The organism is Streptococcus sp. CF10-1, assembly GCF_024295825.1.
Lineage (GTDB): Bacteria > Bacillota > Bacilli > Lactobacillales > Streptococcaceae > Streptococcus.
In genome coordinates, this window is sequence record NZ_JANCPQ010000001.1 from 280,071 (window position 1) to 303,732 (window position 23,662).

Annotated in this window: 24 protein-coding genes; 16 read left to right on the top strand and 8 right to left on the bottom strand. The window is 41.4% G+C overall.

All coding sequences use genetic code 11. The annotated features are described in order from the left end of the window. Window positions 1-14: 14 nt before the first annotated feature. Window positions 15-335 (bottom strand): hypothetical protein, encoded by a 321-nt coding sequence (locus NMM25_RS01445; RefSeq protein WP_254735711.1) that lies wholly within the window; start codon window positions 333-335, stop codon window positions 15-17. Between the two features lie 103 nt (window positions 336-438). On the opposite strand from NMM25_RS01445, the gene NMM25_RS01450 reads away from it, so the two are divergent. Beyond that, window positions 439-657: a YdbC family protein gene (locus tag NMM25_RS01450; RefSeq protein ID WP_049479683.1), complete on the top strand. Its 219-nt coding sequence runs from the start codon at window positions 439-441 to the stop codon at window positions 655-657. Between the two features lie 33 nt (window positions 658-690). On the opposite strand, the gene NMM25_RS01455 is transcribed toward NMM25_RS01450, so the two are convergent. The 3 genes from NMM25_RS01455 to gor form a co-directional block, all read right to left on the bottom strand. Then, entirely contained in the window at window positions 691-1,248 is a 558-nt protein-coding gene (locus NMM25_RS01455; RefSeq protein WP_254735712.1) for a TetR/AcrR family transcriptional regulator, read from the bottom strand. 392 nt (window positions 1,249-1,640) lie between these two features. Beyond that, window positions 1,641-2,177 carry a biotin transporter BioY gene (locus tag NMM25_RS01460; RefSeq protein WP_254735713.1) on the bottom strand — a complete coding sequence of 179 codons (537 nt, stop codon included), beginning with the start codon at window positions 2,175-2,177 and terminating at the stop codon, window positions 1,641-1,643. A gap of 144 nt (window positions 2,178-2,321) precedes the next feature. Beyond that, entirely contained in the window at window positions 2,322-3,668 is a 1,347-nt protein-coding gene (gene gor / locus NMM25_RS01465) for a glutathione-disulfide reductase (protein ID WP_254735714.1), read from the bottom strand. A 266-nt stretch (window positions 3,669-3,934) separates the two neighbouring features. On the opposite strand from gor, the gene NMM25_RS01470 reads away from it, so the two are divergent. The 4 genes from NMM25_RS01470 (at window position 3,935) to metG (ending at window position 9,198) form a co-directional block, all read left to right on the top strand. Next, on the top strand, window positions 3,935-5,119 hold the full coding sequence (locus NMM25_RS01470; RefSeq protein ID WP_254725582.1) for an efflux RND transporter periplasmic adaptor subunit: 1,185 nt from the start codon (window positions 3,935-3,937) through the stop codon (window positions 5,117-5,119). Continuing rightward, entirely contained in the window at window positions 5,103-5,804 is a 702-nt protein-coding gene (locus tag NMM25_RS01475) for an ABC transporter ATP-binding protein (RefSeq protein ID WP_000733788.1), read from the top strand. The genes NMM25_RS01470 and NMM25_RS01475 overlap by 17 nt, the downstream gene beginning before the upstream one ends. A 1-nt stretch (window position 5,805) precedes the next feature. Further along, on the top strand, window positions 5,806-7,065 hold the full coding sequence (locus NMM25_RS01480; protein WP_254735715.1) for an ABC transporter permease: 1,260 nt from the start codon (window positions 5,806-5,808) through the stop codon (window positions 7,063-7,065). Between the two features lie 135 nt (window positions 7,066-7,200). Then, window positions 7,201-9,198: a methionine--tRNA ligase gene (metG, locus tag NMM25_RS01485; RefSeq protein WP_254735716.1), complete on the top strand. Its 1,998-nt coding sequence runs from the start codon at window positions 7,201-7,203 to the stop codon at window positions 9,196-9,198. 16 nt (window positions 9,199-9,214) lie between these two features. Here the strand turns inward: metG and NMM25_RS01490 are convergent, their stop codons facing one another. The 3 genes from NMM25_RS01490 to coaA form a co-directional block, all read right to left on the bottom strand. Then, complete coding sequence (locus NMM25_RS01490) at window positions 9,215-9,748, bottom strand: DNA topology modulation protein (RefSeq protein WP_254735717.1); 534 nt, start codon at window positions 9,746-9,748, stop codon at window positions 9,215-9,217. A gap of 52 nt (window positions 9,749-9,800) precedes the next feature. Further along, the gene (rpsT, locus tag NMM25_RS01495) at window positions 9,801-10,037 is read right to left on the bottom strand and encodes a 30S ribosomal protein S20 (RefSeq protein WP_001274000.1); all 237 of its coding nucleotides are present in this window, start codon (window positions 10,035-10,037) and stop codon (window positions 9,801-9,803) included. Between the two features lie 67 nt (window positions 10,038-10,104). Then, complete coding sequence (coaA, locus tag NMM25_RS01500) at window positions 10,105-11,025, bottom strand: type I pantothenate kinase (RefSeq protein ID WP_198459499.1); 921 nt, start codon at window positions 11,023-11,025, stop codon at window positions 10,105-10,107. A gap of 205 nt (window positions 11,026-11,230) precedes the next feature. Between coaA and NMM25_RS01505 the strand changes: the two genes are divergently transcribed. The 8 genes from NMM25_RS01505 to NMM25_RS01540 all read left to right on the top strand — a co-directional run bounded on the left by NMM25_RS01505 (window position 11,231) and on the right by NMM25_RS01540 (window position 18,981). Continuing rightward, window positions 11,231-11,821: a class I SAM-dependent methyltransferase gene (locus tag NMM25_RS01505; protein ID WP_198459500.1), complete on the top strand. Its 591-nt coding sequence runs from the start codon at window positions 11,231-11,233 to the stop codon at window positions 11,819-11,821. Continuing rightward, on the top strand, window positions 11,818-13,095 hold the full coding sequence (locus NMM25_RS01510; RefSeq protein WP_254735718.1) for a pyrimidine-nucleoside phosphorylase: 1,278 nt from the start codon (window positions 11,818-11,820) through the stop codon (window positions 13,093-13,095). Before NMM25_RS01505 ends, NMM25_RS01510 begins: the two co-directional genes overlap by 4 nt. A 19-nt stretch (window positions 13,096-13,114) precedes the next feature. Next, window positions 13,115-13,777: a deoxyribose-phosphate aldolase gene (gene deoC / locus NMM25_RS01515; RefSeq protein ID WP_254735719.1), complete on the top strand. Its 663-nt coding sequence runs from the start codon at window positions 13,115-13,117 to the stop codon at window positions 13,775-13,777. Continuing rightward, window positions 13,764-14,153, top strand: coding sequence for a cytidine deaminase (locus NMM25_RS01520; RefSeq protein ID WP_000246096.1), 390 nt, complete (start codon window positions 13,764-13,766; stop codon window positions 14,151-14,153). Before deoC ends, NMM25_RS01520 begins: the two co-directional genes overlap by 14 nt. An 89-nt stretch (window positions 14,154-14,242) precedes the next feature. After that, window positions 14,243-15,298, top strand: a complete 1,056-nt coding sequence (locus tag NMM25_RS01525) for a BMP family protein (protein WP_254735720.1) — start codon at window positions 14,243-14,245, stop codon at window positions 15,296-15,298. A gap of 137 nt (window positions 15,299-15,435) precedes the next feature. Continuing rightward, window positions 15,436-16,971 carry an ABC transporter ATP-binding protein gene (locus tag NMM25_RS01530; RefSeq protein ID WP_254735721.1) on the top strand — a complete coding sequence of 512 codons (1,536 nt, stop codon included), beginning with the start codon at window positions 15,436-15,438 and terminating at the stop codon, window positions 16,969-16,971. Continuing rightward, window positions 16,964-18,022 carry an ABC transporter permease gene (locus NMM25_RS01535; protein ID WP_254735722.1) on the top strand — a complete coding sequence of 353 codons (1,059 nt, stop codon included), beginning with the start codon at window positions 16,964-16,966 and terminating at the stop codon, window positions 18,020-18,022. Before NMM25_RS01530 ends, NMM25_RS01535 begins: the two co-directional genes overlap by 8 nt. Window positions 18,023-18,024: 2 nt before the next feature. Next, a complete protein-coding gene (locus NMM25_RS01540) occupies window positions 18,025-18,981 on the top strand; it encodes an ABC transporter permease (protein WP_254735723.1) in 957 nt (318 codons plus the stop codon). 34 nt (window positions 18,982-19,015) lie between these two features. Here the strand turns inward: NMM25_RS01540 and plsY are convergent, their stop codons facing one another. Next, a complete protein-coding gene (gene plsY / locus NMM25_RS01545; RefSeq protein ID WP_254735724.1) occupies window positions 19,016-19,657 on the bottom strand; it encodes a glycerol-3-phosphate 1-O-acyltransferase PlsY in 642 nt (213 codons plus the stop codon). 135 nt (window positions 19,658-19,792) lie between these two features. Between plsY and parE the strand changes: the two genes are divergently transcribed. Genes parE through NMM25_RS01560 form a run of 3 tightly spaced genes read left to right on the top strand, consistent with a single transcriptional unit; the run spans window position 19,793 to window position 23,660 of the window. Next, a complete protein-coding gene (gene parE, locus NMM25_RS01550; protein ID WP_254735725.1) occupies window positions 19,793-21,736 on the top strand; it encodes a DNA topoisomerase IV subunit B in 1,944 nt (647 codons plus the stop codon). Between the two features lie 46 nt (window positions 21,737-21,782). After that, window positions 21,783-23,162, top strand: coding sequence for a hypothetical protein (locus NMM25_RS01555; RefSeq protein WP_254735726.1), 1,380 nt, complete (start codon window positions 21,783-21,785; stop codon window positions 23,160-23,162). 48 nt (window positions 23,163-23,210) lie between these two features. Next, entirely contained in the window at window positions 23,211-23,660 is a 450-nt protein-coding gene (locus NMM25_RS01560) for a GNAT family N-acetyltransferase (RefSeq protein WP_368406741.1), read from the top strand. Window positions 23,661-23,662: the final 2 nt, after the last annotated feature.

A 23,662-nucleotide genomic window follows, 5' to 3' on the forward strand; every position in this document is an offset into this window, starting at 1 on the left:
ATGCAAGGAACATCTCACTCTTTCTTAAATAGATTTTTCTGAGCTTTTTGTACAGTTGAGGGAACGAAACGAAGTCGCTTAATGTCACTGATACGAATGATTCGAGTTACGTTTTTTGAAAAATTTTTGATGATAATTTGTTGGCGATTAGCATCGTGTTTAACAATATCACCCGTAAAACTTGTCTCAGCAAGTATGACATGAACAGCCGTCTTTTTATGGATGGCTTGTTCAATCATAGCAGTGAGGGAGTTATCCTCGATTTGAGGATGATCATCATTCCCATTGAGAAAACCATGTAGTTTATCTAGAACTAGTTTGAATGTCTGTCTCATAGAATCCTCCCTTCTTATATATCCACATTATATAAAATTTTTCTAAAAACCACAAGATTTTTACGAATAGACTATAGAAAGCATACTACTTAAAGGAGTTAAAATGGCAGAATTTACATTTGAGATCGAAGAACACTTGCTCACCTTGTCTGAAAATGACAAAGGATGGACCAAAGAACTAAATCGCGTTAGCTTTAATGGAGCACCAGCAAAGTTTGATATTCGTTCTTGGAGTCCTGACCATACTAAAATGGGCAAAGGAATCACGCTTTCCAATGAAGAATTTCAGGTAATGGTCGATGCCTTTAAAGGGCAACAATAAAAAGAATCTTGAGTGCAACTCAAGATTCTTTTTTTAGGATACAATATAGTCACAGAGAGAAGTCTTAGCCAATTGAATGAAAGTGTCTCTATACTCTTCAGGTGGTATTGGATTATCTTTACGAATCCAGACTTCAATGAAAGAGATGGCCATGGTCGTAATGATATAAGCGATGTCCTCTTTATTAAAATTATATTTCAGTTGGTAATTGACATTCTTTAGTACCCACTCTGAGTATGTTCCACGCAGAAATTCCTTCCAACATGGGTCGACTTGTGTGGTATACAAGGTGTTAACGATTTCCCTTTTTTCGTATATGAGCGGAAGTATATGGTCTGCTAAAAAGCTGATAGGATCTCCATCATTGCTAGGGCAGTACTTATTAAAGACGTTAAGAATGTGCTGATTGGTCTCTTCGTGAATATATTCAATAATATCTTCAAAGTTGTTAAAATGCTTTTGATAAATCGCTTGTCGTGAAATACCAGCTTCAGCAGCAATTTCAGTCATTGTAAAGGAGCTACGTTGAGGATTTTTCTTAGCTAGTGTGATGAGAGCTCCAATGATTAGCTCACGAGTATTCTTTGCCATAGAATTACCTTTCTTCTTATAATTATTTACAGTTATTTTTGAATGAAGAAAAATCAGAATGTTCAAGTTAATATAAACAATCAATGAACATTAAATTTTCTGAATCTTTTAGGTAGCTCTATTGTATCACAAATAATTTATAAAATATAGCTCTCTCAGTGAAAATGCGTTTTCTGAAAAGTATACTATAGCTAACCTTCCGAAATCAATGGAAGCTTATTTGGTTTGAATCAATTAGAATACATTTCTACTTTGCATATCGTGAATAGATATAATTTGAAGAATAAAGTGATTCATATTCATACCTGTAAAAGAATAGTCGAATATCTATATAGTGTTCAGTTGTTTTAAAGAAAAGAAATACCCCAGAACAATTGTTCTGGAGTATTGTTTTATCTTGAAAAGTATGGAAGGCTTTTCAATCTTTCGAGTAGGGGACGACTAATGAAACTAATGGCAATAATCTTACCAAGATCAGGAAGGATAAAGGGAAGGACGCCAACAGCGAGTGCTTCTTCAAGTGGCATACCAGCTAGGAAGTGGAGGCTGAGAATACCTCCTACAAAGACGAGAGAATCACCCAAGAGATTGGCTAGGAAAATGCGAATGTAGCCACTGTTTTTATGAATGAGATAAGATGTAAGTCCTGCATAGACAAGGTCAAACCAAAGATAGCCTGAACTTGGACCAACTAAAACGTGAAATCCAGCGCCTCCCCCTGCAAAAACAGGTAAACCAATGGCACCCAGCAGGAGGTAGAGAGCTACAGATAGAACGGCTTCTCTAGGTCTAAAAACAGTAGCAATCAGACCGATCGCAAAGTTTTGCAGAGTGAAAGGTACAGGACCGATAGGGAGACTGATTTGTGCTAATACGGCGATGAGAGCAGCACCGATAGCAGGAATAGCATAGATATGAGCTTTTTTCAAAACTGTTAACCTCTTTTCAAAATTATAGTAACTATTATACTAATTCAGAAAGAAAAGTCAACCTGTTTTTAAGTTAAGGGTAACATTTTTTGTAACAGCCGATTTTGCAAGTTAAAAGAGACCACATGGGGTCTCTTTCGGTAATTAGCGCATGGTCACAAATTCTTCTGAGGCAGTTGGGTGGATAGCTACTGTAGCATCAAAGTCCGCCTTGGTTGCTCCCATCTTAATAGCAACAGCGAATCCTTGAATCATCTCATCCACTCCGTAACCAAGTCCGTGAAGTCCAACAACTTTTTCGTCTGCACCGGCAGTGATGAGTTTGAAGCGAGATTCTTGACGATGGCTTGTAACGGCAGAGTACATAGATGCAAAGCTTGACTTGTAGACTTTGATGTTATCTTGGCCGTATTCTTTGATAGCTTGATCCTCGGTCAAACCGACGGTTCCGATAGCAGGATGGGAGAAGACAACAGTAGGGATAGTCGTGTAGTCCATCTTGGCATTTGTTTTTCCATTAAAGAGACGTTCAGATAGGGTACGTCCTGCCTTGATGGCTACCGGGGTCAGTTCCTTCTCACCAGTAACGTCTCCAAGAGCATAGATGCCATCTACAACTGTATTTTGGTATTCATCTACTTGGATAAATCCACGTTGGTTGAGTGTGACGCCAGCCTTTTCTAACTCCAGACCGTCTACATTTGGACGGCGACCGGTAGCCCAGATAACTTGGCTGGCAGTGTGACTAGAACCGTCTTCGAAATAAATGGTAATACCTTGCTCCGTTTCTTCGAGCTTGACGGGTACCTTATGTGTGTGTAAAGGTAGACCTGTTTTTTCCATTTCATTGATAAGTCCTTCAACGATGTAGCTGTCAAAAGTGCGCAAGGGACGATCGCGACGGACAAACAAATCCGTTTTTACTCCTAGCGCGTGGAGAACACCTGCTAATTCAACGGCGATATAGCCAGCTCCAAGAATCGCAACGGATTCAGGAAGTTGCTCCCAAGCAAAGACATCGTCAGAGCTACCACCAAGTTCAGCCCCAGGAATAGTTGGGATGCTTGGACGAGCGCCAGTCGCAATCACGATATGTTTGGCACGAATCAATTCGCCATTAACGCTGACCGTATGAGCATCAACGAAATGAGCACGACCTTCAATCAAATCAACCCCGTTGCGCTTGAAACTACCATCATAAGACGAGCGGGCACGATTGATGTAGGCTTCACGGTTTTGACGAAGTTTTGCGAAATCAAATTGAACATCTGAACTTGTAAAACCATAGTCAGGGCCGTAGTGGTGGAAGCTTTCAGCGATTTGCGCTCCATACCACATGATTTTTTTAGGAACACAGCCAACGTTGACACAAGTTCCACCTAATTTTTTCTCTTCAATAACAGCTGCTTTAGCACCGTGTTCACCAGCGCGGTTCATAGTGGCGATACCGCCGCTTCCTCCACCGATGGCGATGATATCATATTCTCTCATTGAAAACTCCTTATAGCTTTGATAGTCATATTCTATCGTTTTTACTATTTGAATGCAAAAATCTGCTACGGTAAAAAAATTATAAAAACGCTTGCCAAATTCAAAAAGATATTGTATTATATATCTAGCACAATAACCCAATAAACGAATACCGAACGAAATAATGATCCTGAATTGTCAATGTTTCCATCTGAACTGTCATTGTTTGGACTTGGTGTTTCTGATATAATGGTTTTTGTAAGGCAAAAGAATAAAGGAGTTTAAATATGAAAAGAAATAAGAAGGCGAAAAAATGGCAATTATACACAGCGATTGGTGTTGCCAGTGCTATTGTTATCGGTGCTGCGGGGATTTTGATTTTTAGACAACCTTCCCAGTCAGCAGTCAGGGAGGAAACCTCTCATATCGTTACTGCTAAGGAAGGTTCTGTTGCTTCATCTGTTCTCTTGTCAGGCACGGTTACAGCAAAAAATGAACAATACGTTTATTTTGATGCTAGTAAGGGAGATTTAGATGAAATTCTCGTTTCGGTTGGAGACAAGGTCGAAGAAGGGCAAGCTTTGGTCAAATACAGCAGTGCAGATGCTCAAGCTGCCTATGATGCAGCCGATCGTGCAGTTGCAAAGGCAGACCGTCATATCGAGGAGTTAAATAAGGCTCGTGAAAATGCATCAGCTGCACCAGCTTCCCCACAAGTTCCAACAGAAGCTGGACTTCCAGAGCAAGCACCAGCCGCAACTTCTTCCGTATCCTCTATCGACTCTCAAATCAGTGATGCCAAGGATAACCGTGCAGATGCTGTGGCTCAGCTCAACAAGGCTCAAGCACAGCTAGATGCCGCAACTGTCCTCAGTACACTAGAAGGGACTGTAGTTGAAGTCAATCGTAATGTTTCTAAATCGCCAACAGGTAATAGTCAAGTTGTAGTACATGTCGTAAGTAATGAAAACTTGCAGGTCAAAGGGGAGTTGTCTGAATACAACCTTGCTAACCTTTCTGTTGGGCAAGAAGTTACCTTTACTTCGAAGGTTTACCAAGATAAGAGCTGGACTGGAAAAATCAGCTATATTTCTGATTATCCTAAAAACAATGGAGAAGCAGCAAATGCAGCCCTTGGAGGGAATACTGGATCTAAGTACCCTTATACTGTTGATGTGACTAGCGATATCGGTGAGTTGAAACAAGGCTTCTCTGTTAGTGTGGAAGTCAAAAACAAAAGTAAAGCCATCCTTGTTCCTTTGACAAGTGTCGTTACCGAAAATGACAAAAACTATGTTTGGACCGTTGACGACCAGAAAAAAGCGAAGAAGGTAGAAGTTACTTTGGGGAATGCGGACGCAGACAACCAAGAAATTACTTCAGGTTTGACAGACGGTGCCAAGGTCATCAGTAATCCAACATCTTCCTTGGAAGAAGGAAAAGAGGTGAAGGCTGATGAAGAAACTAATTAGTCTCAAAAATATCTGCAGGAGTTATCGAAATGGTGACCAAGAACTGCAGGTCCTTAAAAATATCAATCTAGAAGTTCATGAAGGTGAGTTTGTTGCCATTATGGGACCATCTGGTTCTGGTAAGTCTACGTTGATGAATACCATCGGAATGTTGGATACACCAACCAGTGGAGAGTACTACCTTGAAGGTCAAGAAGTGGCAGGTCTTGGAGAGAAACAACTGGCCAAGGTCCGCAATCAGCAAATCGGCTTTGTCTTTCAGCAGTTCTTTCTCTTGTCCAAACTCAATGCACTTCAAAATGTCGAATTGCCCTTGATTTACGCTGGTGTTTCGGCTTCAAAACGTCGGAAATTGGCGGAGGAATTTTTGGAAAAGGTTGAGCTGACGGAGCGCAGTCATCATTTGCCGTCTGAGTTATCAGGTGGTCAAAAGCAACGTGTAGCGATTGCGCGTGCCTTGGTAAATAATCCCTCTATCATCTTAGCGGACGAACCTACAGGAGCCTTGGATACCAAGACAGGAAATCAAATTATGCAGCTGTTGGTGGAGTTAAACAAGGAAGGGAAAACCATTATCATGGTCACGCATGAGCCAGAGATTGCTGCTTATGCCAAACGCCAAATTGTCATTCGTGATGGGGTCATCTCGTCTGACAGCGCTCAGGTAGAAAAGGAGGAAAACTAAGATGCAGAATCTGAAATTTGCCTTTTCATCCATCATGGCTCACAAGATGCGTTCCTTCCTCACCATGATTGGGATTATCATCGGAGTTTCGTCTGTCGTTGTCATCATGGCTCTGGGAGACTCCATGTCTCGTCAGGTCAATAAAAACATGACCAAATCACAGAAGGATATCCATGTCTTTTTCTCACCTATCAAGAGCAAGGATGGCTCCTTTACGCAGAAACAATCCGCTTTGACAGTCAGCGGGAAAGAAGAGGATGTTCATGTTGAACCACCAAAACCACTAGAATCCTGGGTCAAGGAAGCTGCCAAACTCAAAGGAGTAGACAGTTACTATGTCACCAACTCGACCAACGTCACCCTATCTTATAAGGATAAGAAGGTTGAACGCGCGACTCTGACAGGCGGAAATAGTACCTACATGAACGCAGTTGAAAATGAAATCGTTGCGGGTAGAAGTCTAAGACCGCAAGACTACAAGGAATTTGCCAGTGTGATTTTGCTGGATGAAGAACTAGCCAAGAGTTTGTTTGATAGTCCAGAAACTGCGGTTAATCAAGTCATCTCTGTCAACGAATTTAGTTACCGTGTGATTGGTGTTTATACTAGTAATGAAGCCAAAACTGCGAAAGCCTTTGGGATTGGTGGTCTTCCAATTACGACCAATATCTCTCTCGCAGCCAATTTTAATACTGATGAAATCTCGAACATCGTCTTTCGTGTCAATGATACTAGTCTAACGCAGACCTTAGGTCCGGAGTTGGCTCGAAAACTGACTGAGATTGCAGGTCTTCAGCAAGGGGAGTACCAAGTTGCGGATGCAACTGCCGCCTTCCAAGAGGTACAACAACTCTTTGGTTTTATGACCACCATTATCAGTGCCATCGCAGGAATCTCTCTCTTTGTCGGGGGAACTGGTGTTATGAATATCATGCTGGTTTTGGTGACAGAACGCACGCGTGAGATTGGTCTGCGGAAAGCTCTCGGAGCTACACGGGCTAATATCTTAGTTCAGTTTTTGATTGAGTCTATGATCTTGACCCTGCTCGGTGGAGTCATCGGTCTTGGGATTGCTGCTGGAATGACTATGTTAGCTGGAGTATTGCTTCAAAACATGATTGCAGGTATCGAAGTTGGGGTTTCCCTCCCAATCGCTCTCTTTAGCTTGGCTGTGTCAGCAAGTGTCGGTATGATATTTGGAGTCTTACCAGCCAATAAAGCCTCTAAGCTTGATCCGATTGAAGCCCTTCGTTATGAATAAGATATAGAACAGAAAAAACAAGATGGACACTTGTCTATCTTGTTTTTATATGGATTTTCCTATCGAAAATCACTAAAAATATGATATAATGAAGTGTTAGAAAAACAGGTTTCATTTGCCTGGAAAGGAAAAATTATGTCTGAAAAGAATTTTTATATTACAACGCCGATTTACTATCCATCTGGTAAACTTCATATCGGTTCTGCCTACACAACCATCGCTTGTGATGTCCTAGCTCGCTACAAACGTCTCATGGGCTACGATGTCTTTTATCTGACAGGTCTTGACGAGCATGGTCAGAAAATCCAGCAAAAAGCGGAAGAAGCTGACATCACACCACAAGCCTATGTTGATGGCATGGCAGTTGGAGTCAAAGAACTCTGGAAATTGCTCGATATCTCATACGATAAATTTATCAGAACAACAGATGACTACCATGAAAAAGTAGTGGCTCAGGTCTTTGAACGCTTGCTTGCTCAAGATGATATTTACTTGGGTGAATACTCTGGCTGGTATTCAGTCTCAGATGAGGAATTCTTTACAGAAAGCCAGCTTGCAGAAGTTTTCCGTGACGAAGCTGGAAATGTAACGGGCGGTATTGCTCCATCAGGTCACGAAGTGGAATGGGTTTCTGAAGAGTCTTACTTCCTTCGCCTCAGCAAATACCAAGACCGTTTGGTTGAATTTTTCAAATCGCACCCTGACTTTATCACTCCAGATGGCCGTCTCAATGAAATGTTGAAAAACTTCATTGAGCCAGGTTTAGAAGATTTGGCAGTTTCTCGTACAACTTTTACCTGGGGCGTGCCAGTCCCATCAAATCCAAAACACGTTGTCTATGTTTGGATTGATGCCCTTCTTAACTATGCGACTGCTCTTGGTTACGGGCAAGACGATCATGCTAACTACGACAAGTTCTGGAATGGAACGGTCTTCCACATGGTAGGGAAAGACATCCTTCGTTTCCACTCTATCTACTGGCCAATTCTTCTCATGATGTTGGATATGAAATTGCCTGACCGCTTGATTGCTCATGGTTGGTTTGTCATGAAAGACGGTAAGATGTCTAAGTCTAAAGGGAATGTCGTTTACCCTGAAATGTTGATAGAGCGTTTTGGTCTCGATCCACTTCGTTACTACCTCATGCGTAGCCTTCCAGTCGGTTCAGATGGAACCTTTACTCCAGAAGACTATGTAGGTCGTATCAACTATGAATTGGCCAATGACCTTGGAAACCTCCTCAACCGTACGGTTTCCATGATTAACAAGTACTTTGATGGGCAAATTCCAGCCTATGTAGAAGGTGTGACTGAATTTGACAATGCTCTTGCTCAAGTAGCAGAGCAATCAATTGCTGATTACCATACACACATGGATGCAGTTGACTACCCACGTGCTTTAGAAGCAGTCTGGACGCTTATCTCTCGCACTAACAAATACATCGATGAGACAGCTCCATGGGTCTTGGCTAAGGATGAAGCTCTTCGCGACCAATTGGCAAGTGTCATGAGCCACTTGGCAGCCAGCCTTCGTGTTGTAGCTCACATGATTGAGCCATTTATGATGGAAACTAGTCGTGCGGTCATGACTCAACTTGGCTTGGAAGAAGTGGCGAGCCTTGAAAAGTTGAGCTTGGCTGATTTCCCTGCTGGTGTGACTGTTGTTGCCAAAGGAACACCAATCTTCCCACGTTTGGATATGGAAGAAGAAATCTCCTATATCAAAGAACAAATGGAAGGCAACAAGCCAGCAGTCGAAAAAGAATGGAATCCAGATGAAGTCGAACTCAAACTAAACAAGGAAGAAATCAAATTTGAAGACTTCGATAAGGTTGAAATCCGTGTCGCAGAAGTCAAAGAAGTGTCTAAAGTGGAAGGTTCTGATAAATTGCTCCAATTCCGCCTCGATGCTGGTGATGGCGAAGATCGTCAAATCCTCTCAGGAATTGCAAAATACTATCCAAATGAGCAAGAATTGGTCGGCAAGAAGGTCCAAATCGTTGCCAACCTCAAACCTCGCAAGATGATGAAAAAATACGTCAGCCAAGGAATGATCCTCTCAGCTGAACATGATGGCAAATTAACCCTTCTCACAGTTGATCCAGCTGTACCAAACGGAAGTGTGATTGGGTAAAAGCAAAAAACCAACGTTATACACGTTGGTTTTTCTTGTTGTTTGCGATCTTTTCTAAGAAGTGGTCCATCTCCTTTTGCGACCGGAGGACAATTACTTTCTCTGGGTAGGTTTCTTGAATCTGCTGATAGCGTTCTTTAGCAGGTTTTGTACGTCCATCCCAGAGAATCCATCGGATAAACTCCCAGTCAAAGCGTTCAGGGCAACCTGCAGCCATGCTTTCTCTGACCTTGCCTCGATATGTGAGATACCGTTTAAAGGCTCGAAAGAGACAAGTCCATGGGGAAAAATTGAGAAAGATGATTTGGTCAGCTTCCTGCATTCTTTCTTCGTAATAGCACCAAGAATAGTTGCCATCGATGACCCAAGCTTCGTGCTTTGTGAGAAAGTTTTTCATCTCGTCCAGCATCCATTCGCGGTCACTGTCTTGCCAACCAGGTTGAAACTGAAGTGTATCCATATGCAGTTTGGAGATGGAGTAGTAGTTTGATAATTTTTCAGCTAGAGTTGACTTGCCGGCTCCAGAATATCCGATGATTGCTATTTTCATTTTCTACCTTTTCTGATTAGTGGACAAAAAAACAGCCTCTATGGACTGTTTCTTATTTAGCAAGTTTAGCTGAAAGACGAGCTTTATCGCGGCTTGCTTTGTTTTTATGAATCAAACCTTTAGTTTCTGCTTTGTCGATAGCTGAGCTAGCAGCACGGAAAAGTTCTTCAGAAGGGTTTGCTTCGAAAGCTTTGATAGCAGTACGCATAGCTGATTTTTGAGCTGAGTTTTTTTCGTTTTGTTTAACGTTCAATTCAGCGCGTTTGATAGCTGATTTAATGTTTGCCAATGTTCTTACCTCCATATTTACTAACTATACCATTATATATGAAAACTTAGGTTTTGACAAGGGGAAATTATTTTTTTAGGTAAATTTCATCGATTTCATGGTTTTTAGTCTTGTGGAGAATGACCTCAGCGCGATTCCTTGTCGGTTCGATATAGTTTTGTAGATTTGTGAGATTGATACTGGTCCAAACCTGGTGTGCAAAGGCTTCAACTTCTCCAATTGGCATTTGCGTAAAACGGTGGTAGTAGCTGTTGGGATCATTTTGGGCAAAGCTGAGCAGTTTTAAGAAACGATCTAGATACCAACTTTCAATGTCCTCGACCGCAGCATCCACATAGATGGAGAAATCAAAGAAATCAGTGATGTAAAGGCGCTCATTTTGAGGGTTTTGAAAGACATTAATCCCCTCGACAATGACAAAGTCCGCAGCTTTGACACATTGCTTCTCTCCAGGAACGATGTCATACACTTCGTGAGAGTAGACAGGAATATCGACATCTTGTCCATTCTTTAGACGATCAAGAAAATTCAGCAAGGCTTCCATATCATAACTTTCAGGAAAACCTTTGCGATTTAAGATATCTTGGTCCATCAAGGTTTGATTGGGATAGAGAAAACCGTCAGTTGTCACCAATTCTACAGTAGCATCTGGGAGAGTACGTGATAGAAGAATCTGAAGTAAGCGACTAGTGGTTGATTTCCCCACAGCAACACTACCAGAAACCCCAATGATAAAAGGCTGCGATTTACTTTCACGTTGGAGAAAAATTCCTTTTGAAAATGCCAAATCATCCATAGTGCGCTTGTAAATATGGATAAGATGGACAAGGGGAAGATAGACGTCCGTTACGTCCTGCAAACTAATCTGGTCATTGAAACTCTTGATGGATTCTAACTCTTCCTCTGTCAAGGGAGGGGTTGTTTTGCGATGCAATGATTGCCAAGTCTGGCGACTGATTTTCTCAAAATGTAAAAATTCGTTGGTCATAATGTTTCCTCGTTTGATACCTTAGTATATCATATTTCACTTATAAAGACAGAAACGAATTGAATCGAATTATGATATATAGTTTTTAAAAGAAATGAAAATCATTGAAAAACTTTGGTTGTTATCATAACAGATGTAGTCTCTGTCTTGAAATTTAGCTTTGTAAACGGTTTAATATTTCACTAAAATATGGTAAAATAGTTTTATGAGTAAAATGTATTATGCAGAAAATCCTGACGCTGCTCACGATATTCATGAGTTGAGAGTGGAGTTGTTGGGAGAAAACATGACCTTTTTGACGGATGCGGGTGTTTTTAGCAAGAAAATGGTTGACTTTGGGAGTCAGCTCTTGCTCAAGTGTCTAGAGGTTAACAAAGGAGAGACGGTCCTTGATGTGGGTTGTGGTTATGGGCCATTGGGCTTGTCATTGGTCAAGGCTTATGGAGTTCAGGCAACCATGGTCGATATCAATAATCGTGCCTTGGACCTAGCGCGACAAAATGCTGAACGTAATAAAGTAGAAGCAACGATTTTCCAATCCAATATCTATGAACAAGTTGAAGGGAAGTTTGACCATGTTATTTCCAATCCGCCGATTCGAGCGGGCAAACAGGTTGTTCATGAGATTATCGAAAAGAGCAGAGATTTCTTGAAAGACAGAGGAGAATTAACCATCGTCATTCAGAAAAAACAAGGAGCTCCAAGTGCTAAAAGTAAGATGGAAGACGTTTTTGGAAATTGTGAAATCGTAAAGAAAGATAAGGGATACTATATCCTTAGAAGTGTGAAAGAATGAGAGCAGTTGATTTAATCCAAAAGAAACGAGATGGTCAAGAACTGACTTCAAATGAAATCAAGTGGCTGGTAGAAGGCTATGTGGCTGGAACTGTTCCAGACTATCAGATGTCTGCTTTTGCTATGGCTGTTTATTTTAAAGGAATGACCACACGTGAGATTTCTGATCTGACGATGAATATGGTCAAGACAGGTCAGGAGTTTGATTTGTCAGCTATTGAGGGGGTTAAAGTTGACAAGCATTCGACTGGTGGTGTAGGTGATAAGGTGACCTTAATCTTGGCTCCCCTTGTTGCGAGTTTCGGTGTACCCGTTGCTAAAATGAGTGGTCGTGGTCTCGGCCATACTGGTGGGACAATTGATAAATTGGAGTCCATTAAGGGCTATCAAGTCGAGCGAAGTCAAGAAGATTTCATTCGTCAGGTACAGGACATTGGTGTATCTGTCATTGGGCAGTCCGATCAGCTGGTTAAAGCAGACAAACTTCTCTATGCACTACGAGATGTGACAGCAACTGTCGATACGATTCCTTTGATTGCTAGTTCGGTGATGAGCAAGAAAATCGCTGCAGGAGCGGATGCCATTTTGCTAGACGTAACGGTCGGTGAGGGTGCTTTCATGAAGACGGTTGATGAGGCTCGTGAATTGGCTCAAACCATGGTGGATCTTGGTAAGGCTGTTGGTCGAAAGACGGTAGCAGTCATTACCGATATGAGCCAACCCTTGGGAAAAGCTATTGGCAATCGTCTGGAAATCCTTGAGGCAATCGAGATTCTCCAAGGAAAAGGCCGAGAAGATATTAGTCACTTTATCTGCGAGCTAGCTCAGATTATGCTTGGCTTGGCTGATGTTGAAAAAACGATCGAGGAAATCCGTCAACATCTTGAGAATGGCCAAGCACTGGCTAAGTTTGAAGAAATGGTAGCAGAACAAAGCGGTGATTTAGAAGATCTCTATCGCCCCGTCAAAGTTGCCCATGTGCTGGAAATTCCAGCTCAAGATACAGGTGTTATTTCAGCCCTTCCTGCAATGGAATTTGGACTCTATGCCATGAGACTAGGAGCTGGTCGTGCAGTCAAGTCAGATGACTTGGACTATGAAACAGGGATTGTTTTTGAAAAGAAAGTTGGAGACTCCGTTCAAAAGGGAGAAATTGTCGCAAAAGTTTATACAAATGGAAAAATTTCCCCTCAACTAGTTACAGAATTCCAAAAATATGTTAAAATAAATGATAGAATGAAACGTTTGCAGGAAATAATTGAAATCATCTCATAAAACCAGGGAGAATCCGAATATGAAGTTAAATAAATATATTGATCATACGCTTTTAAAGCAAGATGCAAGTCAAGAACAAATTGATCGTTTGCTATCTGAAGCGCGTGAGTATGACTTTGCCAGCGTTTGTGTTAATCCCACATGGGTGAAATATGCGAAAACAGGGCTTGAAGGGTCAGATGTAAAGGTTTGTACAGTAGTTGGTTTTCCTTTGGGAGCAACAACTTCTACTGTGAAAGCTTTTGAAACAAAAGAAGCTGTCCAAAACGGTGCAGATGAGATTGATATGGTTATCAATGTCGGTGCTCTCAAATCAGGCAATCTGGATTTAGTTGAATCGGACATCCGTGCTGTCGTAGAAGCAAGTGGTGACAAGTTGGTGAAAGTCATTATCGAAGCTTGCTTGTTGACAGACGATGAAAAGGTTGTGGCCTGCCAATTATCCCAGAAAGCAGGCGCTGACTTTGTCAAAACATCAACTGGATTTTCAACTGGTGGTGCCACTATTGAGGATGTTCAGTTGATGCGTGAAACAGTCGGGCCAGATATGGGAGTTAAGGCAGCTGGTGGAGCTCGTTCATATGCAGATGCTGTCGCTTTTGTGGAAGCAGGCGCTACCCGTATCGGAACATCTGCTGGTGTAGCGATTTTAAAAGGAGAATTGGCAGATGGCGACTACTGAGTTGATTGAACTAGCAATTGAAACTAGCAAGAAAGCTTATGTGCCTTATTCTCACTTTCCTATCGGAGCTGTTTTAGTTGCCAAGGATGGTAGTATTTATACGGGTGTGAACATCGAGAATGCTAGTTATCCCTTGACTAATTGTGGAGAACGTACTGCTATTTTTAAAGCAGTTTCGGAGGGGCAACGGGAGTTTTCAGAGTTGATTGTCTACGGACAAACTGAAAAACCCATCTCGCCATGTGGTGCTTGTCGCCAGGTCATGGTTGAATTTTTTGAACAAGATCTAAAAGTGACTTTAGTCGCTAAAGATAAATCGACGGTCGAGATGACGGTCGGGGAGTTACTTCCATACTCATTTACAGACTTAAACTAGTCTGAGTCACTCTCTGAGTGACGCGGTCCTTGTGGCCAACCAATCCATACTTGCAACATCGTTGCACATCTTATTTAGGAGGTTCAGTAATGAACAAGAAACAATGGCTAGGCCTTGGTCTAGTTGCAGTAGCAGCAGTTGGACTTGCTGCATGTGGTAACCGCTCTTCTCGTAACGCAGCTTCATCTTCATCAGAAATGAAGACCAAAGCAGCAATCGTAACAGATACTGGTGGTGTTGATGATAAATCATTTAACCAATCAGCTTGGGAAGGTTTGCAAGACTGGGGTAAAGAACACAATCTTTCTAAAGATAAAGGTTACACTTACTTCCAATCAACAAGCGAAGCAGACTATGCTAACAACTTGCAACAAGCGGCTGGAAGTTACAACCTGATCTTTGGTGTTGGTTTTGCTCTTCACAATGCAGTTGAGGAAGCAGCAAAAGACCACTCTGACCTAAACTATGTCTTGATTGATGATGTGATTGAAGGTCAAAAGAATGTTGCGAGCGTAAGATTTGCGGATAACGAAGCAGCTTACCTTGCTGGTGTTGCAGCAGCGAAAACTACAAAAACAAAACAAGTTGGTTTTGTAGGTGGTATCGAATCTGAAGTTATTTCACGTTTTGCAGCTGGATTCAAAGCTGGTGTTGAATCAGTAGACCCATCTATCAAAGTCCAAGTTGACTATGCTGGTTCATTTGGTGATGCTGCCAAAGGTAAAACAATTGCAGCAGCTCAATATGCTGCCGGTGCAGACGTTGTCTACCAAGCAGCTGGTGGTACAGGTGCTGGTGTCTTTGCGGAAGCAAAATCATTGAACGAAAACAAAAATGAAAACGAAAAAGTTTGGGTTATTGGTGTAGACCGTGACCAAGCAGCAGAAGGTAAATACACTTCTAAAGATGGTAAAGAATCTAACTTCGTTCTTGTATCTACATTGAAACAAGTTGGTACAACTGTAAAAGATATTGCTAACAAGGCAGAAAAAGGTGAATTCCCTGGCGGACAAGTGATTGTCTACTCATTGAAAGATAAAGGGGTTGACTTGGCAGTGACAAACCTTTCAGAAGAAGGTAAAAAAGCTGTTGAAGACGCAAAAGCTAAAATCCTTGACGGAAGCGTAAAAGTTCCTGAAAAATAATGGATAAAAGTCATTTCTTAAAGAAGCGACCATCGGTCGCTTCTTTAAGAATTGAGGCAATTTTTGTCTCAATAGAACTTGTTAACACGATTAGCAGGTTTTATTGAAACAAAATAAACCTCGGAAAGGAAGAGCATATGGCACACGAAAATGTCATTGAGATGCGGGATATTACCAAGGTGTTTGGTGAATTTGTAGCGAACGACAAGATCAACTTGCAACTGCGAAAAGGTGAAATCCATGCACTTTTAGGAGAAAATGGAGCGGGTAAATCCACTCTGATGAATATGCTGGCAGGACTTCTTGAGCCAACTAGTGGTGAAATTGCAGTGAATGGTCAGGTTGTAAAACTAGACTCCCCTTCTAAAGCCGCTAGTCTAGGAATTGGGATGGTTCACCAACATTTTATGTTGGTTGAAGCTTTTACAGTAGCTGAAAATATCATTTTGGGGAGTGAAATCACTAAAAATGGTGTGCTAGATATAGCTGAAGCTACTAAAGAAATCAAGGCTCTTTCTGAACGTTATGGTTTGGCAGTGGATCCTGCTGCCAAGGTGGCAGATATTTCCGTTGGTGCCCAACAACGTGTAGAAATCTTGAAAACACTTTACCGTGGTGCTGATATCCTCATCTTTGACGAACCGACAGCCGTATTGACTCCTTCAGAGATTGATGAGTTGATGGCTATCATGAAAAACCTTGTCAAAGAAGGGAAGTCCATCATTTTGATTACCCATAAACTGGATGAGATTCGTGCGGTATCGAATCGAGTGACGGTTATCCGTCGTGGGAAATCAATCCAGACGGTTGAAATTGCAGGCGCAACCAATGCGGACTTGGCAGAAATGATGGTTGGACGCTCAGTCTCCTTTAAAACGGAAAAACAAGCACCACAACCCAAAGAAGTGGTCTTGTCAATCAAAGACTTGGTTGTCAATGAAAACCGCGGTGTACCAGCTGTGAAGAATCTTTCTTTGGATGTTCGTGCTGGTGAAATTGTTGGAATTGCAGGTATTGATGGCAATGGTCAGTCTGAACTCATTCAAGCCATTACTGGTCTTCGTAAGGTAGAGTCAGGTAGCGTTGAATTAAAAGGCAAATCAATCGTGGGGATGCATCCTCGACAAATTACAGAACTAAGCGTGGGGCATGTTCCTGAGGATCGTCACCGTGATGGCTTGATTTTGGAGATGATGATTTCAGAAAATATCGCTCTTCAAACCTACTACAAAGAACCACTCAGCAAGAATGGCATTTTGAACTATGCCAATATCACTTCACATGCTAAGAAATTGATGGAAGAATTTGACGTCCGTGCGGCGAGCGAATTTGTTCCTGCAGCAGCTCTTTCGGGAGGGAATCAACAAAAAGCGATTATCGCTCGTGAGATTGATCGTGATCCTGATCTCCTTATCGTCAGCCAACCAACTCGTGGTTTGGATGTCGGTGCCATTGAATATATCCACAAACGTTTGATTGAAGAGCGTGATAACGGTAAGGCTGTCCTTGTTGTCAGCTTTGAATTGGATGAGATTTTAAATGTCTCAGACCGAATTGCTGTTATTCACGATGGTAAGATTCAAGGTATTGTATCGCCAGAAACAACTAACAAACAAGAACTTGGTGTCTTGATGGCAGGTGGAAACTTGGGAAAGGAGAAGAGTGATGTCTAAAAAATTACAACAAATTTCGGTTCCCTTGATTTCCGTATTCTTAGGAATCTTGCTCGGAGCCATTGTCATGTGGATCTTCGGCTATGATGCTATCTGGGGCTATGAGGAGTTGTTCTATACAGCTTTTGGTAGCCTCCGTGGGATTGGAGAAATTTTCCGTGCCATGGGTCCTCTTGTCTTGATAGGTCTTGGTTTCGCAGTTGCCAGTCGAGCAGGTTTCTTTAACGTCGGGCTTCCTGGTCAAGCACTTGCAGGCTGGATTCTCAGCGGTTGGTTTGCCTTGTCAAATCCAGATATGCCTCGTCTCGTGTTGATTCCATTAACAGTAATTATTGCTTTGATCGCAGGTGGAATTGTTGGTGCAATTCCAGGTGTCCTCAGAGCCTATCTCGGTACGTCAGAGGTTATCGTGACCATCATGATGAACTACATTGTATTGTATGTGGGAAATGCCTTTATTCATGCCTTTCCTAAAGATATTATGCAAAGTACAGACTCAACGATTCGTGTTAGTGCCAATGCTACATACCAGACACCATGGTTATCAGAGTTGACTGGAAATTCCCGTATGAATATCGGAATCTTCTTTGCAATCATTGCTGTAGCTGTGATTTGGTTCTTGCTCAAGAAAACGACTCTCGGTTTTGAAATTCGTGCAGTTGGTCTCAATCCCCATGCCTCAGAGTACGCTGGTATTTCGGCAAAACGTACAATCATTCTATCAATGATTATCTCTGGCGCTTTGGCCGGTCTTGGTGGAGCTGTCGAAGGTCTTGGAACCTTCCAAAACGTTTATGTTCAGGGATCTTCATTAGCTATCGGATTTAACGGAATGGCAGTTAGTTTGCTTGCTGGAAATTCACCAATTGGAATTCTCTTTGCAGCCTTCTTATTTGGAGTTTTGCAAGTAGGAGCACCAGGTATGAATGCAGCACAAGTTCCGTCTGAGCTTGTCAGCATTGTAACAGCGTCTATTATCTTCTTTGTCAGCGTTCACTACATTATCGAACGCTTTGTCAAACCTAAAAAACAAGTTAAAGGAGGTAAGTAAGGATGTCTATTACAACATTACTCACCCTCTTGGTCTCTTCGATGCTGATTTACTCAGCACCACTTATTTTTACGAGTATCGGAGGAGTTTTCTCTGAACGTGGTGGTGTCGTTAACGTCGGTCTTGAAGGAATTATGGTTATGGGAGCCTTTTCTGGAGTTGTCTTTAACCTTGAGTTTGCAGAACAACTTGGAGCAGCGACCCCTTGGATTTCCTTGTTAGTTGCTGGTGTCGTGGGAGCTATTTTCTCCCTCATCCATGCAGTCGCTACAGTTCATTTCCGTGCGGACCATGTTGTCAGTGGTACAGTATTGAACTTGATGGCTCCTGCCCTAGCAGTTTTCTTGGTTAAAGTTCTTTATAACAAAGGGCAAACGGATAACTTAAGCCAGACTTTTGGACGTTTTGATTTCCCAGTTTTGGCTGATATCCCTGTGATTGGAGATATCTTCTTCAAGTCAACAAGTTTGCTAGGTTATATCGCGATTGCCTTCTCTTTCCTTGCTTGGTTTATTCTCTTTAAGACACGTTTTGGTCTTCGTCTTCGCTCTGTTGGTGAACACCCTCAAGCAGCGGATACCTTGGGGATCAATGTCTACAAAATGAGATATCTTGGGGTTGTTATTTCAGGTTTCCTTGGTGGAATTGGGGGAGCGATTTATGCTCAATCCATTTCAGTTAACTTCTCAGTGACAACTATTGTCGGTCCTGGATTTATCGCTCTTGCTGCGATGATCTTTGGTAAATGGAATCCAATCGGTGCTATGCTTTCTAGTCTCTTCTTTGGACTTTCACAAAGTTTGGCAGTTATCGGTTCTCAATTACCCTTCCTACAAGGAGTGCCAGCGGTTTACCTTCAAATCGCACCTTATGTCTTGACCATTCTTGTCTTGGCAGCCTTCTTTGGAAAAGCAGTTGCGCCTAAGGCAGATGGTATCAACTACATCAAGTCAAAATAAGCATACAAAAAAACGTCAGTTTCAAACTGGCGTTTTATTTGTTAGGATTTTGATGGGTTAGGTTCAATCCCCAAGGGACGAGATTTTCAGTTTTATTTTTGATACGTGTGATATTATCCTTGTGACGAATGATAATTAAGCTAGCAAGAGCTAGGATAATCAAAATGAAGAGAGGGTCATAGCTGTTTAGGATAAAACCAAATAGTGGAAATAGGAGAACTCCAATTACAGCAGCAATAGAAGCAACAACGCTAGATAGTGAGATCATACTACCCAAGTAGAGGGTTCCAAAGAATACGATTGCCAGGTAGAGACAGAAAACAGGCGCAAATCCGAAAATCACTCCAGCACTGGTTGCGACAGCTTTGCCCCCTTTAAAGCCTGCAAAGATAGGGAAAGTATGTCCAATGACGGCCAAAAGACCAAAGACGAGAGGTGATACACCTTGTTGGTGGAATAGAATAGGAAGGAGAGTGGCTAAGGTACCTTTAAAGAAGTCGATTACAAAGGTTGCCATACCCGCTTTCTTACCTAAAATTCGGAAAGTATTGGTTGTTCCGGTGTTTCCAGAACCATATTCACGCAGATTTGTTTGAAAGAAGATTTGTCCAATCCAAAGACCGGATGGAATCGAACCTAGCAGATAAGCTAAAATTAATAATACAAATGTCATCATAGAACTATTATACCATGAAATGGTATAGAAAGTCAGAGAATATCCTGTGAAATTGTGACGGCTGAAAGGGAAAAACTTTGCAAAATCCCTAGAAAACCTGTAAAATAGAAAAGATGAACAAATAGGAGGTTCCTTGTGTCAAAAAAGGAAATCAATATTAATAACTATAATGATGACGCCATTCAGGTGCTAGAAGGGTTGGATGCGGTCCGTAAACGTCCGGGGATGTATATTGGATCGACCGACGGAGCAGGTCTCCATCACCTAGTCTGGGAAATCGTGGACAATGCAGTCGATGAAGCCTTGTCTGGATTTGGAGATCGCATTGATGTGACCATCAATAAAGACGGCAGTCTAACGGTTCAAGACCATGGTCGAGGGATGCCGACAGGGATGCACGCCATGGGAATTCCAACCGTTGAGGTTATCTTTACCATTCTCCATGCCGGAGGGAAATTCGGTCAAGGGGGTTATAAGACATCTGGTGGTCTCCACGGAGTGGGATCTTCAGTTGTCAATGCCCTCTCAAGTTGGCTGGAAGTTGAAATTACTCGTGACGGTACAGTCTACAAGCAACGTTTTGAAAATGGTGGAAAACCAGTAACAACTCTTCAAAAGGTTGGGACAGCAGCTAAGTCTAAGACAGGTACCAAGGTTACCTTCATGCCTGATGCCAGTATCTTTTCTACGACAGACTTTAAGTACAATACCATTTCAGAGCGCCTTAATGAGTCAGCCTTTCTCTTGAAAAATGTGACCTTGTCTTTGACAGATAAGCGAACAGAAGAAGCGATCGAGTTTCACTATGAAAATGGGGTACAAGACTTTGTTTCTTACCTCAATGAAGACAAGGAAACCTTGACGCCAGTCCTATACTTTGAAGGCGAAGACAATGGCTTCCAAGTGGAAGTTGCCCTCCAGTACAATGATGGATTTTCAGATAACATTCTATCCTTTGTCAATAACGTACGTACCAAGGATGGGGGGACGCATGAGACAGGACTCAAGTCAGCCATTACTAAGGTCATGAACGATTATGCGCGTAAGACGGGACTTCTCAAGGAAAAAGATAAAAATCTTGAAGGGTCAGACTACCGCGAGGGACTAGCAGCCGTTCTTTCTATTCTGGTTCCTGAAGAACACTTGCAGTTTGAAGGACAGACAAAGGATAAACTGGGGAGTCCACTAGCTCGTCCAGTTGTAGATGGGATTGTAGCTGATAAGTTAACCTTCTTCCTCATGGAAAATGGAGAACTTGCTTCCAATCTTATCCGCAAGGCTATCAAGGCTCGTGATGCTCGTGAAGCAGCTCGTAAGGCTCGTGATGAGAGCCGAAATGGCAAGAAAAACAAGAAAGACAAGGGCTTACTTTCTGGGAAATTAACCCCAGCCCAGTCTAAAAATCCTGCTAAGAATGAACTCTATCTGGTAGAGGGGGATTCTGCCGGTGGTTCTGCCAAGCAAGGTCGTGACCGTAAGTTCCAGGCTATCCTACCTCTTCGTGGTAAGGTGATTAATACAGCCAGGGCTAAGATGGCGGATATCCTCAAAAATGAAGAAATCAATACCATGATTTATACCATCGGAGCGGGTGTCGGAGCAGACTTCTCTATTGAAGATGCCAACTATGACAAGATTATTATCATGACCGATGCGGACACCGATGGTGCCCACATTCAAACCCTTCTCTTAACCTTCTTTTATCGCTACATGCGTCCGCTAATTGAGGCAGGCCATGTCTATATTGCCCTTCCGCCTCTTTACAAGATGTCCAAAGGCAAAGGCAAGAAAGAAGAAGTGGCCTATGCTTGGACGGACGGAGAGCTAGAAGAACTCCGCAAGCAGTTTGGTAAAGGTGCAACCCTCCAACGCTACAAGGGACTTGGTGAGATGAATGCGGACCAACTCTGGGAAACAACCATGAATCCAGAAACTCGCACTCTTATCCGTGTTACGATCGAAGACCTAGCACGCGCTGAACGCCGTGTCAATGTCCTCATGGGAGACAAGGTCGAACCACGTCGTAAGTGGATTGAGGATAATGTTAAGTTTACGCTGGAGGAAGCGACAGTGTTTTAATGATTTAGTAAGATTAAGAGTGATAGCCGTAAATGAGGAGAAATTTATGATTAAATTTTTGAGGAATATTGACTATAGCACAAAAGGTGATGTGTTATCGGGATTTACTGATGAGGTAGTAAAAAATATCCTTATTGATTACTATCAAAACAATTTAAAACTTAACGAAATTATTAAAAAATATTCTATTCATACTATAGCATCTAATTTAAGAAAAGAATTTCCAAAAGTTTCTACTTCGTTTATTTGTGAGATATGTGGTGAAGAAAAATACATCCAACTACCGACAAAAAAGGATTATGACAAGCTAGTTAATAATGACCAGTTAGATAACTATTTTGTTCAAGACAATAGATGCTTCAGTTGTGGGCATAAAAATAATGATGATGACTGCTCTTGTGATTATTGTTCAAAAGAAAAGCGTCGAAAAATACTGGACACTTATTTTCTTGAAGAAATTCGATATATATCTGGCTTTGGGCTACGAGAGCAGCTATATTTATCAACTATTTTACAGGGATTTAATATTAGTGAAGATGAATTTGATATTCCTTCTTTCTCGGAAATCAAAAATCAAAAATTACCACAAATGTTTTTTGATGGTAATTATCCCATTGATGAAATATACTTTCTGAAAGAAAAGAATATTTTAGAAATATCCCCAAGAAGCTCTACAACTGCATTTTGTAGTAATAAAGAAATTAAACAAAACCCCAAATTTGCAAATGAAAAATTTCCAAATGTGTTTTATAAGACAAGAGTACGTTTCTCTTTTCAAAATTTAAAAAATGTTTATTCAGAGAAAGATGAACACTGGTTTTCAAATTTTAAGTTTTTAACAAATCTTAAATTTACTGAGACTGAAATAAATCAACTGTGGTTAGAGTTGGCTGAAAAAGAATTGTTTAAACTATTTGACTATCAATTTAGGGAGGAATTTCATTTTGAATATTCTTCAGGGTATGGCGAGAAAGATGAAAATAAGGCTAAGCAACTTATAAAAACAGAAATTAAAAATCTTTTATTTGAATATTCGCCGTCAAAAGTCTACTGTATATTATATCAGGGAGTAAAAAAAGCTGTAACACATAAACAGAAGTATGGTATGACACATTACAGAGACAACCAAGTTCAATTTGTTATTTCTTATGGGATTAAATCATGGCTAAAATATAATGAGGAGCGTATTAGTGATTATGATTATCCTTGGACTTCGGAGATGTCGTTAGTTTCTACTCTATTTTTTAAAAATATTTTACAGAATGATGAGTGGTTTTATAACTTAATCCCTATTGATAAAGTTGAAATTATTGAGCAAGATTTCATGGAATATTTCTGTGGTCTATCACGAGAAAAACAACTTTTATTATTAGAAAAACTATCACTAATTAGCGAGTATTCTTTACTTAGGGAAGAAACTGACTAACAAATACCCTTGCGTACCTCACTTCCCCCAAAATATCTTCCTAAAAAAGTGACTGACAGAAAAAAAGTCAGTTTGTCTGTCTCATGGGAGAGACTGGCACAAAAATATTCAAAAAGAAAAATGAAAAAAGTATATGAAGTAAAAAGTTTGTCCCTGAGTGACTTAGACAATCAGGAGTTTATCGGCTTGGTAGGTCTGCACCATTCGGATTTACGGATTTTTGCTGGAAAAGAAGCTGTAGAAATCGGCTGGCGTTTGCGAAAAGAGTTTTGGAATCGTGGTTATGAGACGGAGGCTGCCCAAGCCTGTCTAGACTTTGCTTTTCAGCAAGCGGGCTTGTCAGAAGTTTACTCTTTTACATCCTTACTCAATCAACTTTCGCAAAAAGTCATGCAAAAACTGAGCATGGAATTTGTCAAAGAATTTGATAATGAAAAAGTTCCAGCAGACAGTCCGCTTTATAGACATATCCTCTACAGAATCAAGAGTTTCCACTAAAA